The organism is Methylophaga sp. UBA2012 (assembly GCF_002335235.1).
In the GTDB taxonomy this organism is placed as follows: Bacteria; Pseudomonadota; Gammaproteobacteria; order Nitrosococcales; family Methylophagaceae; genus Methylophaga; species Methylophaga thalassica.
The window spans coordinates 187,441-200,521 of record NZ_DDCG01000002.1 but is presented as its reverse complement, the minus strand read 5'-3'; the positions used below and the strand labels follow the sequence as shown (position 1 = coordinate 200,521).

The 13,081-nt window shown below is 44.7% G+C and carries 12 protein-coding genes; 7 read left to right on the top strand and 5 right to left on the bottom strand.

Going from position 1 to position 13,081, the window contains the following annotated elements; translation table 11 throughout:
- The first annotated feature begins 14 nt into the window (after positions 1-14).
- The 3 genes from B2248_RS02670 (at position 15) to cynS (ending at position 3,649) form a co-directional block, all read left to right on the top strand.
- Positions 15-2,120, top strand: a complete 2,106-nt coding sequence (locus B2248_RS02670; RefSeq protein ID WP_273178932.1) for a putative bifunctional diguanylate cyclase/phosphodiesterase — start codon at positions 15-17, stop codon at positions 2,118-2,120.
- Between the two features lie 191 nt (positions 2,121-2,311).
- Positions 2,312-3,154: a formate/nitrite transporter family protein gene (locus tag B2248_RS02665; protein ID WP_273178934.1), complete on the top strand. Its 843-nt coding sequence runs from the start codon at positions 2,312-2,314 to the stop codon at positions 3,152-3,154.
- A gap of 54 nt (positions 3,155-3,208) precedes the next feature.
- On the top strand, positions 3,209-3,649 hold the full coding sequence (cynS, locus tag B2248_RS02660; protein ID WP_007144563.1) for a cyanase: 441 nt from the start codon (positions 3,209-3,211) through the stop codon (positions 3,647-3,649).
- Between the two features lie 59 nt (positions 3,650-3,708).
- Here cynS and clpB read toward each other — a convergent pair whose 3' ends face one another.
- The 4 genes from clpB to B2248_RS02640 form a co-directional block, all read right to left on the bottom strand.
- Complete coding sequence (gene clpB, locus B2248_RS02655; RefSeq protein WP_273178937.1) at positions 3,709-6,294, bottom strand: ATP-dependent chaperone ClpB; 2,586 nt, start codon at positions 6,292-6,294, stop codon at positions 3,709-3,711.
- A 69-nt stretch (positions 6,295-6,363) separates the two neighbouring features.
- Positions 6,364-7,026 carry a lysophospholipid acyltransferase family protein gene (locus B2248_RS02650; RefSeq protein ID WP_273178939.1) on the bottom strand — a complete coding sequence of 221 codons (663 nt, stop codon included), beginning with the start codon at positions 7,024-7,026 and terminating at the stop codon, positions 6,364-6,366.
- 4 nt (positions 7,027-7,030) lie between these two features.
- Positions 7,031-7,654, bottom strand: a complete 624-nt coding sequence (locus B2248_RS02645; protein ID WP_273178941.1) for an L-threonylcarbamoyladenylate synthase — start codon at positions 7,652-7,654, stop codon at positions 7,031-7,033.
- Positions 7,655-7,683: 29 nt separating this feature from the next.
- Positions 7,684-8,517: a PHP domain-containing protein gene (locus B2248_RS02640; RefSeq protein WP_273178943.1), complete on the bottom strand. Its 834-nt coding sequence runs from the start codon at positions 8,515-8,517 to the stop codon at positions 7,684-7,686.
- Positions 8,518-8,570: 53 nt separating this feature from the next.
- On the opposite strand from B2248_RS02640, the gene B2248_RS02635 reads away from it, so the two are divergent.
- The 4 genes from B2248_RS02635 to B2248_RS02620 are packed head-to-tail and all read left to right on the top strand — an operon-like array spanning position 8,571 to position 11,955.
- Positions 8,571-9,149 (top strand): septation protein A, encoded by a 579-nt coding sequence (locus B2248_RS02635; RefSeq protein WP_273178945.1) that lies wholly within the window; start codon positions 8,571-8,573, stop codon positions 9,147-9,149.
- A 13-nt stretch (positions 9,150-9,162) separates the two neighbouring features.
- Positions 9,163-9,462: a YciI family protein gene (locus tag B2248_RS02630; protein ID WP_273178947.1), complete on the top strand. Its 300-nt coding sequence runs from the start codon at positions 9,163-9,165 to the stop codon at positions 9,460-9,462.
- The gene (locus B2248_RS02625) at positions 9,459-9,728 is read left to right on the top strand and encodes a BolA family protein (RefSeq protein WP_273178949.1); all 270 of its coding nucleotides are present in this window, start codon (positions 9,459-9,461) and stop codon (positions 9,726-9,728) included. Before B2248_RS02630 ends, B2248_RS02625 begins: the two co-directional genes overlap by 4 nt.
- 7 nt (positions 9,729-9,735) lie before the next feature.
- On the top strand, positions 9,736-11,955 hold the full coding sequence (locus B2248_RS02620; RefSeq protein WP_273178951.1) for a PilZ domain-containing protein: 2,220 nt from the start codon (positions 9,736-9,738) through the stop codon (positions 11,953-11,955).
- On the opposite strand, the gene B2248_RS02615 is transcribed toward B2248_RS02620, so the two are convergent.
- A complete protein-coding gene (locus tag B2248_RS02615; protein ID WP_273178953.1) occupies positions 11,929-13,077 on the bottom strand; it encodes an alpha-hydroxy acid oxidase in 1,149 nt (382 codons plus the stop codon). The two genes, B2248_RS02620 and B2248_RS02615, sit on opposite strands and share 27 nt — an antisense overlap.
- Positions 13,078-13,081: the final 4 nt, after the last annotated feature.

The following is a 13,081-nucleotide window of genomic DNA, read 5'->3' as shown; positions in this document are numbered from 1 at the left end:
AATAAGCTGTCACTATGAGAGATACCACACATTCAAACACGGTTATCATCACCAGAAACCGCATTCTGGCAGGCAGTGTTTTATCCGCTGTTATCACTGTTAGCGCATTCTTTTTGATACCTTATCTTTTCCCGACTGTCTCACATATCAAATGGATTGCAGCGACAATAAGCTCTGTTTGTTATTTATTCCTTATCCTATTTCTATCACGTCACCTCACTCGTTCTATTCAATCGAGCTTCGATGACATAGGTCAACTCACCCTCTCCGTTCCTTTGGTTGCCAGTAAAAAATTTATTGAGGCACGCGAACAATGCGAGTCTGTTAATGAAAATAATTCAGATCATGCCATTGTCAACCTGAAACAGGAGCTATGTAATCTGGCAACGATGCTCGAGGCTCTGGAAGACAAAGTTTCTCAGCGTAATAAAGCTGTTTTTAGAGCACATCAAGCACTAAAAAACGAACGCGACTTCATCACTCAACTTGTTGATACGGCACAGATGATCGTAATGACATCCGATGATAAGCAGGTAATTCACTTGTTCAACCATTACGGTGAGCAGTTAACGGGGTTTAGTCGTGAAGAAGTGGAAGGATCGGATGTGGCTCGCTTCTTCCCTCCTGGTCATTGGTCTGAAACTAATAACATTCTGAAAGAACTGTTAATTGGTAATATTCAGATTGCCCAGCAAGAAGCCGAACTTGTTGATAAAGCAGGTAGCTTAAAACAAATTTCCTGGTTTCATTCACGCGTAGAAAGGAATAATGAAGAAACCATGATCCTCTCAGTAGGACTGGATAACACTCAAACTCGAGCAGCAGAAAAGCGTATCGTGTGGATGGCTGAACATGATCCTCTAACCGATTTATGTAATAGAAGAAAATTTACTGAAGAGTTTGAAAAATCATTGCAAACGGCGATTCGTTATCAGCACAACAGCACACTTTTGTTATTGGATCTCGACCGCTTTAAAGATATTAATGATACCAGCGGTCACCGAGCTGGTGATGAAGCACTCAAGCTAGTTGCAAAAGCGCTCAATAGAATCACCCGTTTTACTGACTTTGTTGCACGTTTAAGTGGTGATGAGTTCGCCGTCATCATGCCAGAAAGTGACGAGGCCGGTGCGATTACACTCTCGGAAAAGATACTGGCTGAGCTTTCAACCATTCATCTGAACTATGCATCTGTGCGTCATACAATCTCCGCCAGCGTAGGTATCGTCAATTATCCTCTACAAGATGCCACAACCAACGAGCTGATGGGGTTTGCGGATTTAGCGATGTATCGGGCTAAAGCTAACGGCAAAGGTCGTTATCATATCTTTTCGCTCGATGATCAAAGCCGTGAACAGCTACAAAAAAGGGTTTACTGGAAACAGAAAATCGAAGAAGCCTTGGAGAATCATCTATTTGTTTTATATTTCCAACCCATTCTTAACCTGAGTAATAATGAAATCCAGCACTATGAAGTGTTGGTCAGAATGCGAAATCCTGAAACCCAGGAAATCACCTTACCAGGTAAGTTTATCGAGATTGCTGAAGAAGTTGGACTAATCCAAAGTATCGATCATTACGTACTGCACCACAGCATAAAAAAATTAGGTGAATTACAGAAACAAGGCTCAAAAGTAGAGTTTGCTATCAACCTGTCCGGCGCGGTTGTTGATACACCCGTTTTATTGCCATACCTTAAAAAATTAATTAAGCGCTTTGATGTCGATCCTAGTGCCTTGATTTTCGAGGTCACTGAAACTGTTGCGGTTGCCAATCTGTATCAGGCAAAACTGATGATGACAGCAATAAAAGCGCTGGGCTGTCGTTTTTCATTGGATGATTTTGGTGTTGGTTTTGCTTCATTCAACTATATGCGTGAATTACCCATCGACATTATCAAGATTGATGGTATTTTCATCAAAAATCTGGATATCAATGCGGATGATCAGCTGTTTGTTAAGGCACTGATAGATGTCGCCAAAGGCTTAGGGCGTAAGACCATTGCTGAATTTGTCGAAAACGAAGCCATTCTTACTATCCTGCAGAACTACGGCGTCGACTTTGCACAAGGTTTTTATATCGGCAAACCTCAACAAGACTTGTTATCCGGAACACATTAAACGGCATCACGACTGGATGTCTTCTTGCACCATGCAGGATCAAAACATTCAATATGGTGCAAAAACGTATCACCCTCGCTCCCAAGAAAATCAATAACCCATTGATACATAATTAATTTTAAAATTGGCATAATAAATGCCAATTTAGTCTTATCTTTTTATCATCGTGATTGTGTGGAGAAATAGCGGTTATGTCGTATATAAGCCCTAATGAGTTTGTAAAAACAATGGTAGATGCAGGTGAGTCGAAATTATTCATGGCAACACGTGACGTGTTAATCCGTTCTTTTATGGCCGGCGCCATTCTAGCTATTGCTGTCGCTCTCGCCGTCACCGCTGCTGTCCAAACCGGTATTCCGATTGTTGGCGCCTTAATATTCCCCGTCGGGTTTTGTATTCTCAATTTATTGGGCTTTGATTTATTAACCGGTGTATTTGCTCTGGTGCCTCTGGCCTTATTTGATAAACGGCCAGGGGCAACATTCAATGGCTTACTAAAAAACTGGGGACTGGTTGCTTTGGGTAATTTACTAGGCGCTTTAACAACAGCAGTGTTGATCGGCATTGCCTGGACTTTTGCATTTACCACGGAGCCCGGTGCGGCTGGACAAGCCATTGCCAAAGCAGCTGAAGCCAGAACCCTCGGTTTTGCTGAGCATGGAGCCGCAGGTTGGTTAACAGTATTTGTTAAAGGCATTTTATGTAACTGGATGGTGTCTGTCGGTGTAGTCGGCGCCATGCTATCAAAAGATGTGATCGGTAAGGTAATCGCGATGTGGATGCCTATTCTTATCTTCTTCGGTCTGGTGTTTGAGCATGCTGTCGTGAATATGTATTTATTCCCATTGGGCATGATGATGGGGGCTCCTATCACCATTGCTGACTGGTTAATCTGGAATGAAATCCCCGTTATTTTAGGCAATTTAGTTGGCGGTCTGCTGTTAACTGGCATGGTGCTGTATGCCACGCATCTAAAGCCAGGCCCAACCCGTAGCCGTGTAATTAAGCCCGGTGACAAAGTGGTGGCAAATTAATCTTTACCTATACCTAACGAACATGAATTAACTTAAAAAAACGCGAGGAACATGATGAATAAGCTGGAAATGACACAAGCCATAATGGTGGCAAAAGAAAATAAGCAGTTACAATGGGAAAAGATTGCCGAAGTCATTGGCATGTCTACAGTCTGGACCACCTCAGCTTGTCTGGGAATGAATAGCATGCCAGCAGAAAAAGCACGTGCTTTATGCGAACTTCTGGAGTTACCAGCAGAAGTCAAAACAGCTCTTGAGGCCTACCCAATCAAAAATTGGGATGAGAGTGTGCCTAAAGATCCGTTGATTTATCGTCTTTATGAAATTGTTGGGGTATATGGCCCCACCCTGAAAGAAGTCATTCAGGAAAAGTTTGGTGATGGCATTATGAGTGCCATTGATTTTAATATGTCTGTAGAACGAGAACACGACCCCAAAGGTGATCGTGTTGTCGTGACAATGAATGGTAAATTTTTACCCTACAAAGCCTGGTAGATTAACCCTTGGTGAAGGGAGATAAACTACGGTTTTCTCCCTTCTTTTTTTCCCAGGTTTTAGTGAAGTTTGAGCTCTTTGAAAACCAGCTTATCCGCTTCAACTTCAATGTTGACAGTGTCACCAGCAGAAAACTTACCTGACAATAAATCCTGCGCCAGTGGATTTTCAATCTCATGCTGAATCACCCGTTTCAGCGGTCTTGCCCCATACACAGGGTCAAAGCCTTCCGAGGCAATCAAGTCCAATGCCTCATCGGATAACATCAGTTTCATATCTCGCTCTGCTAATCTTGCTCGCAGATGTGATAACTGAATCTCGGCAATCGCACGGATTTGTGCTTGTTGTAATGGATGGAACACCACCACATCATCCACACGGTTAATAAACTCCGGACGAAAATGCTGTGACACAATCTCCATCACCGCGGCTTTCATCGCGTCATAATTTTCTTCACCCGCCATTTCCTGAATAACACTCGACCCCAGGTTCGAAGTCATCACAATCACCGTATTACGGAAATCCACAGTACGCCCTTGTCCATCCGTCAAACGGCCATCATCCAGTACCTGAAGCAGAATATTAAAGACATCCGGATGAGCTTTTTCCACTTCGTCTAATAAGATCACTGAATAAGGTTTGCGTCTGACGGCTTCTGTCAGGTAGCCACCTTCCTCATAACCCACATAGCCAGGAGGCGCGCCTACCAGACGTGCAACCGAGTGTTTTTCCATAAACTCTGACATATCAATGCGAATCATCGCATCCTGTGTATCAAACAAAAAGTTAGCCAGAGATTTACACAACTCCGTTTTACCTACCCCGGTTGGCCCTAAAAACAAGAATGATCCATTAGGACGATGGGGATCAGACAGACCTGCCCGACTACGACGAATCGCATTAGCGACTGAAGTGACCGCTTCATCCTGACCAATCACGGTTTCGTGTAAGGCGTCGTCCATTTTCAACAATTTGTCACGTTCGCCTTCCAGCATTTTTGATACAGGAATACCCGTCCATTTAGAGACGACTTCAGCAATTTCTTCTTCACCGACTTTATTACGCAGTAAAGTGAATTCCTGCATTTCGGCTTCTGTTGCCAGTTTCAACTGCTTTTCCAGCTCTGGAATACGTCCATACTGTAGTTTGGCCATTTTTTCATAATCGGCACTACGATTGGCAGCATCCAGTTCCAGTCGCGCTTTTTCCAGCTCTTCTTTCACGTGCTGACTGCCATGTAACGACGCTTTCTCAGACTTCCAGACCTCTTCCAGATCGGTATATTCTCTGGCCAGTTTTTTCATCTCAGTTTCGAGCGTTTCAAGCCGTTTTTTGGAAGCATCATCACTTTGTTTTTTCAGTGCCATGCGTTCAATTTTTAATTGAATCAAACGACGCTCAAGCCGATCCAGTACCTCTGGCTTGGAGTCAATTTCCATACGAATACGACTCGCTGCTTCATCGATAAGATCAATCGCTTTATCAGGCAGTTTTCTGTCTGTGATGTAACGGTTAGACAACGTCGCTGCGGCAACAATCGCCGGATCCGTAATATCCACCCCATGATGCACTTCATAACGCTCTGCCAGACCACGTAAGATCGCAATCGTCGATTCCACCGTAGGCTCGCCGACAATCACTTTTTGGAAACGACGTTCCAGCGCAGCATCTTTTTCTACATATTGGCGATACTCATTTAAGGTTGTGGCACCGATACAATGAAGCTCACCACGTGCCAGCGCAGGTTTGAGCATATTTCCGGCATCCATTGCGCCTTCAGCCTTACCGGCACCAACCATGGTATGAATTTCATCGATAAACAGAATGATCTGACCTTCTTGTTTCGATAGATCATTCAAAACCGCCTTCAAGCGTTCTTCAAACTCACCACGGAATTTGGCACCGGCAATCAACGAGCCCATGTCCAATGCTAAAACCCGTTTGTTTTTCATACCATCCGGTACTTCGCCATTGACGATACGCTGTGCCAATCCTTCAACAATCGCGGTTTTACCCACCCCGGGTTCACCGATAAGGACAGGATTATTTTTGGTACGACGCTGCAAGACCTGAATAGTGCGACGAATTTCATCATCACGACCAATCACCGGGTCTAATTTGCCCGATTCAGCTCTTGCTGTTAGATCAATCGTGTATTTTTCCAGAGCCTGACGTTGCTCTTCTGCGTTTTGATCGGTCACTCGCTCCCCTCCACGAATTTTATCAATAGCGGCATTAATCGCTGTTTTGTTACCGCCATGTTTGCGAAGTAATTCACCATGCAGGTTTTTATCTTCAGCCAGCGCCAATACAAACAGTTCACTGGAAATATATTGATCCTGACGTTGCTGTGCCAGCTTATCCGTTTGATTCAATAATCGGCTTAAATCTTGTGAAACATGGATATCACCATTACCACCTTCAACCTCAGCCAGTCGTGATAACTGCTGGTCTAAATCAGCTTGATAAGCCGCAACATTAACACCACTCTGAGCCAGAATAGGTTTCACACTGCCATTTTGTTGTTGCAGTAAAGCCAGCATTAAATGCACGGGTTCGATGAACTGATGATCTTGCCCCACTGCCATACTTTGGGCAGCCGCGAGCGCTTCCTGGAATTTACTGGTTAATTTATCTATTTGCATACGAGGTATTTCCCCTGAAAAAGTAAGTTAATACAGAAATGGGGTAAGCCTCGATAAAAATCAAGAGAGCTAATGCGGATGTTTTTGCAACGTTTCGATATAGCTTGTTAATTGAGCTTTAAGCTCATCGATTTCCTGCAAAGGTGATAAAGGTTTGCCAACACGGATCTGAACAGGGCTGGGAACAAAGGGCGCGAGTAACACCTGTCCTTGCGCTGCAATCCCATCCAATCGCACCGGATAAATTGGCGTTTTTGTCCATATTGCCAAGCGAATGACACCTGCTTTTATTGGTCTTGGTAGGTCGGTATCTAAATGAATTTTGCCATGAGGAAATAAGGCGATGATTTCTCCCTGTTCCAAAGCCCGTCTCGCTGCACGAAGTGCTTGTTCAGCCCGGCCTTGACGATCAACAGGAATACAACCAGCGGCTTTGAAAATCCAGTGAAGTACAGGCCGATGATATTCTTCAGCCGCAATTAAAAACCGTAATGGTCGACGACTAGCCGCAATTAATAATAGGGGATCAAGGCCAGAAACATGATTAGCAGCAACAATCGCAGGACCGTGTTCAGGCAAGGGTAAAACCAGACCGGGATGGCGATGTAACACTTTACAAAGAATACGGGTAAGACCATCCAGCCAATTCACATGTATACCACCCCAGTCAGCGCGTGACTGAGATAGACAGACAGCAAAAAAGATCAATAAGAGAATAAGCGTTACCCACATGTGCTTAACTCTCGAATGGGGTTGTATCTCCCATACCATGTCGGGTGACTTCAGGTAAGTCATCGACAAATTCAACCACGGTGGTTGGCTCGGCACCGCAGGCACCGCCATCAATAATTAAATCCACCTGCTTACCAATGGCATCGACGATATCATCCGCATCGGTCATGGGCATATCATCACCCGGCAAAATCAGGGTTGAACTCATGAGCGGTTCATTCAGTTCTTCCAGCAGTGCCAACGCAATCGTGTGTTCCGGAATGCGTAAACCAATGGTTTTACGTTTGGGGTGCTGTAACTTACGAGGCACTTCTTTGGTCGCCGGTAATACAAAGGTATATGGCCCTGGCGTATAGGCTTTTAATAAACGAAACACCGCATTATTGAATTTCGCATAGGTCGAGAGTTCTGATAAATCACGACACACCAAGGTGAAGTTATGATCGGCATCTAACTGACGGATTCGACGCAGACGTTCCATTGCATCGTTATCACCAATCTGACAGCCCAATGCATAGCCTGAATCCGTTGGATACACAATCAGCCCACCACGCCGAATAATTTCGCAAGCCTGTTTGATCAGTCTTACCTGAGGGTTGTCTGGATGTATTTGAAAAAACTGGCTCATATAAAATCACACTTCTAAAGATTGAGGGCTCAATTCACCCATGTCGACCAGATGGGTGTCACATTTGGCGGCAACGCCGTCATTTTACCTAGTTCAGTATAGCTATTATCCGGGCTATGGAAGTCTGAACCTGCTGAAGCTAACAAATCAAATTCAGTTGCCAACCTTGCCATTGTTCTGACTTCCTCTGGATGCTGCGCACCAGAGGCAACCTCGATTCCGGAACCACCCAATGCTTTGAATTCTGCCACCAGTTTCCGGCGTTTTGTTGCGGTCATTTTGTAACGTGCCGGATGAGCAATAACGGCCTGCCCGCCCGCGCCGATAATCCAGTTGACGGTATCTTCAAGGCTAGCCCAATGACCCGTGACATAACCCGGTTTATTACGAACCAGAAAACGCTTAAAGACATCTTTCATATCTTTTGCGTAGCCCTTTTCGACTAAAAAGCGGGCAAAATGCACCCGGCCAAGCATCGTCTCAGAGGCATACTGGCTCGCGCCTTCATAAGCACCAGGAATGCCGGCTTTATCTAATCGAGTCGCAATATCTATCGCACGCTGACGGCGATAATCTCGTAATGCTGATAAACCTTGTTGCAAAACTTCATTATCGATATCGATCTGCAGTCCCACGATATGCACTGTGGCACCATGCCAGCTGACGGAAATTTCCACGCCGGGAATCAAAACTACATCCTGCAACTGAGCCTCTGCCATCGCCTGTCTTATGCCCTCTGTTCCATCATGGTCGGTCAACGCAAGGTGCGTGACGCCCTGTTGTTTAGCGCGAGCCACTAAGGTTTCGGGCGACAGCGAGCCATCAGAGGCAGTGGAATGAGTATGTAAGTCAAACTGAGTCATAAGTCCTATTTTACGATAGAATGCAGTCATCCTGCTTGATGTGAAAAAATGAATTGAAATTATTCTTCGATTTCCTCCCCATCGTATTATTTTTTGTGGCTTATAAGTTTGGCGGCGGAGACTACACATTTAATGGTGTTACCTACCAATTAGAAGGCATTTATGTCGCCACAGCAGTCATGATTGTGGTGAGCTTATTACAGGTGTGTATTACCTGGTTGCTGTTCAGAAAAGTGGAACGTGCGCATTTAATTACCCTGGCCTTAGTTTTGGTATTGGGTGGGCTGACATTGTGGTTACACAATCCAGATTTTATTAAGTGGAAACCGACAGCGGTCAACTGGTTATTCGCATTAGTCTTTATTGGCGCTTATCTGTTCACGGATAAATCCCTTTTAGAACGAATGATGGCGGATCATATTCAACTCCCTCCCAAAATATGGACTCGTTTAAATCTGGCTTGGGTCGCATTTTTTGTCTTATCCGGCTTGGTTAACCTTTATGTCGCTTTCAATTTTGATGAAGCCACCTGGGTCAACTTCAAATTATTCGGCATGCTGGGGCTGACCGTTGTTTTTGTTGTGGCGCAGTCAATTTACCTGGCAAAACATGCTGTAGAAGTGAAAAAATAGGAATTGTGAAACTATGTTATACGCCATTATCAGCGAAGATCATCCAGACAGTCTGAGCAAACGTCTTGCTGCCAGACCTGCTCATTTAGAACGTCTTCAGGCTTTACAGGATCAAGGGCGTTTAGTTCTGGCAGGTCCTCATCCTGCTGTTGACAGTGAAACACCCGGCGATGCTGGCTTTAGCGGCAGTCTGGTCGTGGCTGAGTTTGATAGTCTGGAACAAGCACAAATATGGGCGTCAGATGATCCCTATATTGATGCCGAGGTCTACGCTAAAGTCACCGTTAAACCCTTTAAAAAAGTCTTACCATGAGCACCATTGACGAAATTAAAAATGCACTGCAAGCACTCTCCCCTGAAGTCATTGAAATTGAGGATGACAGTGATAAACACGCAGGGCATGCCGGCAACACGGGTGGTGGTCACTATAACCTGCTGATTGTCAGTAACGCTTTTACTGGCTTATCCCTCATCAAGCGTCATCGCCTCGTTTTTGAACACGTGGATACACTGATGAAGTCAAAAATTCATGCCTTAAGCATTCAGGCAAAAACCCCTGCCGAATACCAGCCTCAGTAATACTGTCATGGCTGAAAGTGCTGATCTCAAGCAAAAAAACCAAGCCTTTTTGCAAGGATTAGAGAAACAGCGTCTAAATAAAGACTGTCTGCGAATCATTGATTTAAGAGGTAAAGTCAGCGGTGAGTGTCAGGCATACGAGTTTGGTGGCCGTCGCCACTATCTTGATGACAGAGCTTATCTGCTGGTTAAACAGCTGATGAATCGCACTCAGGGGCGCTACACAGTAGCTGTCTACGAAGCTGTATTGAAGACCATCAAACAACTAGAGCAAACAAATACACTCGAAGAATCAGTAGAAACGAATAAACCAACCATTCAACGTCTGATATTGGATGAAAATTTCTCCCGCACAGAACAACGACTCAACTTCAGTACGCCGGTCAAACTTCGTATCGCCGATGTTTTATACAGCGGCCACACCGTCAATATCTCCTTAACGGCGATACGGGTCACGTTAAAACGCAGTTACACATTGCACAAGGGTGACTCAGTCAGTGTTGAGTTCAGTGAACTATCAGAAAAACACCGACTGTCATTCCTCTCTGCTCAGCGCTACATCATATTAAAGCTGGAGCACGATGAAGCCTATTCAACACTGATCCTGACCCAGGAAAATACCGACACTGAATTCACTCAGTGGATGTCTGGGTTCATTGAGCAGCAAGCCAAGCAACGGCATATTGATACCGAGTATGAGGTACTCAATTTACAGAAAGCCTTTTATCGACGCCTTTGGGTCAATCACCTTGCGTACCCGGTATTATGGCAAGTACAACATGCTGACTACCCAGATTATCAGGCTATTTTTTGCGGTGTAGAAGCAGAATGGCAGACACAACAATGGCAAACCAGCCTGAGCACGCTGATTGAAAGTCTGCCGGCACCCGATCAAAAACAACAAGAAAAACTACTGATTTTGATGGGTAAAAAACAGGTATGTTTCTCGCCATTAAAATCAGAAAAGCAAGTCATTGCGTTACTCCACAGTGCCGCAATCAATCATCAACAGCTGTTTCTGATGCTCAGAAGTCCGATCCAGATTGACGAAATCTTGTCCACGACCTCAATAAGTGCTTTAAAAGAAGAGATGCCAGGCTATGCTCAACAGTTAGCCAATAATCTGAATCGCCCACAATACGCCATTCGTTTGATTGATTTACAACAATCACTTACACCGTATATTGCTGATGCCCAAAAAGGAATCGTAGCTCAACCCGAATGCTATGACATTCCTATATGGGAATTAAATGACTTACCGACACCTTATATGTTGAGTCATATCATTAAACGTCAGGTTCAGCGCTATCAAATTCGCACCCCAGTTGCCATTCATATCAATGAACAACAATGGGAAACCACCAGCATTGATGTTTCAAGTCATGGTTTATCTGTCACATTGCCACTCAGTATTGAGGTAAGTCTGGATAAAGTGGTTTATGTGGACTTCCCTCGTTGGCAAAGCCAGACTAAAAAAGTCAGTTTGCAACGCATCCCGTATCAACTTAAGAATAAGAAACGTTGGAAAAATCGTTATCAACTCGGCTTTGAACGTATTCATGAACACTGTTCCTCGAGTCAGGACCAGTTTTTTAACCACGTTATTGCCAGCAACCAGCAACAATTGAAGCAAAATCAGGATGATCTCCTTCAAGGCCATGAAAGTCGCTTGTTCATACCTTCCCTTCTCGACACAGCAGAATCGATTCCTTTATTTTTAGGTGCTGATGAATCAGGCCAAAGACGCATCTATATCGTTGGCTGCACTGAACTCAACAATGCGCATCAGCAATCGGATAACTTTTGGTTATCGATGGAAGTTCACCTGGCAGAACTTCATGAGCAAGTTAAAAACTTTCAAGCAAAAGAGGGGGAGTCGCTCAATACAGCGCTATATGGATTCGGAAATAGCCAGGATCAATGGCAATGGATGTTTGATCACCAATTTATTGCACAACACGATAAAGATTGGTTTCTACAGCGGGCACTCACCGCTAAGCAATTTTATGCCTTTCAATGTTATATCAGCCCAATCAGTCGTCGGGAAGCCGACAAACAAACTGATCTGTTACCACAACTGAATCAACAGCGTAGTAAACAAGCCCATCGTATAAAACATATTCGCCAGCAGCTCAGTGAATTATTCGCTATCGCTGAACTGACTGACATTACACCGTTAATTCAGCTAGCGTATGCAAACTCATCTGCTTCGGAGCACATCCCATAAATAATCAGGGCTAAGCGCAGCAACAGAATCACAGCCCAGTTGTGCCATAGTCATTTCTAACTCGGCACGATACAAATGTATTAGATGGGCCACACCCAGGCTGCCTGCAACCGCAAGCGCATATAATTGCGGGCGTCCCAATAATACGGCATCAGCGCCTAGTGCCAGTGCTTTAGCAATATCATTACCAGAGCGAATACCACTGTCGACAATCAGTGGCATTGCATCGTTACCTAATGCCTTTTTAATGTCTGGCAAAACACTTAGGGGGGAGACCGCATCCACCAATACCCGACTGCCATGATTTGAGATCACCACCGCATCAGCGCCTTTTTGTTGAGCCGTTAAAACATCAATCGGGGCTAAAAGTCCTTTAACGATCACAGGCAGTGAGGTCTGTTGTTTTATCCAATCCAGCGTTGCCCAATCGGTTTCTTGTTGGGCCAGGCTGGATTGAAACACAATGTGTTTATCCAGCACATGACTGGTGTATTTTTCTTGAGAATCTGACACTAAATTAACAGCGGTCACGCCCTCAGGTAATTGAAATTCTGAACGCTTGTATTGGGCATCCACGGTCCAGACGATAGCTTGATAGCCCGCCTTAACGGCGCGTTCAATCAGTTGTTTGTTTTGCTCAATATCCGCTTGCCAATACAGTTGAAACCATAACGGGGCAGCTTCAATCTGCATTTCTGCTGCAGTGGCATAAAACGTCTCCGCAATATCTTCCAATCGTCTGCTGGCTAAAGAGCTGACTACCAAGCCTGTTTGTAATGCTGCTGCAGCTTGCGCCATCGCCAACTCGCCCTGCGGATGCACTAAACCATGATAAGCAATAGGTGCAAGCAACATCGGATAGGCATGTAACTGACCTAATAAATGACTTTCAGCACTGCCCTGATGAATAGGCTGTAATCGACGAGGCAACCATTGCCAGCGTTCAAATGCCTGGCGGTTTATTTGGTCCTGACAGGGTTTATCTGCACCTTCCTGAATATAAGCCCAAATATCATCGGCAATAAAGTCTTTTGCCAGGATTTCATAATCAACCGCACGTCTGATACTGGCCGGAATAGCCGATAACGCGGCTTGCAGAATATGCTTGGTTTGCTCAGCCATAGGG

Excerpts from the sequence above, each read along its gene's own strand:
- B2248_RS02670 (WP_273178932.1), top strand. The coding sequence starts at position 15 with ATGAGAGATACCACACATTCAAACACGGTTATCATCACCAGAAACCGC.
- B2248_RS02665 (WP_273178934.1), top strand. The coding sequence starts at position 2,312 with ATGTCGTATATAAGCCCTAATGAGTTTGTAAAAACAATGGTAGATGCA.
- cynS (WP_007144563.1), top strand. The coding sequence starts at position 3,209 with ATGAATAAGCTGGAAATGACACAAGCCATAATGGTGGCAAAAGAAAAT.
- clpB (WP_273178937.1), bottom strand. The coding sequence starts at position 6,294 with ATGCAAATAGATAAATTAACCAGTAAATTCCAGGAAGCGCTCGCGGCT.
- B2248_RS02650 (WP_273178939.1), bottom strand. The coding sequence starts at position 7,026 with ATGTGGGTAACGCTTATTCTCTTATTGATCTTTTTTGCTGTCTGTCTA.
- B2248_RS02645 (WP_273178941.1), bottom strand. The coding sequence starts at position 7,654 with ATGAGCCAGTTTTTTCAAATACATCCAGACAACCCTCAGGTAAGACTG.
- B2248_RS02640 (WP_273178943.1), bottom strand. The coding sequence starts at position 8,517 with ATGACTCAGTTTGACTTACATACTCATTCCACTGCCTCTGATGGCTCG.
- B2248_RS02630 (WP_273178947.1), top strand. The coding sequence starts at position 9,163 with ATGTTATACGCCATTATCAGCGAAGATCATCCAGACAGTCTGAGCAAA.
- B2248_RS02625 (WP_273178949.1), top strand. The coding sequence starts at position 9,459 with ATGAGCACCATTGACGAAATTAAAAATGCACTGCAAGCACTCTCCCCT.
- B2248_RS02620 (WP_273178951.1), top strand. The coding sequence starts at position 9,736 with ATGGCTGAAAGTGCTGATCTCAAGCAAAAAAACCAAGCCTTTTTGCAA.
- B2248_RS02615 (WP_273178953.1), bottom strand. The coding sequence starts at position 13,077 with ATGGCTGAGCAAACCAAGCATATTCTGCAAGCCGCGTTATCGGCTATT.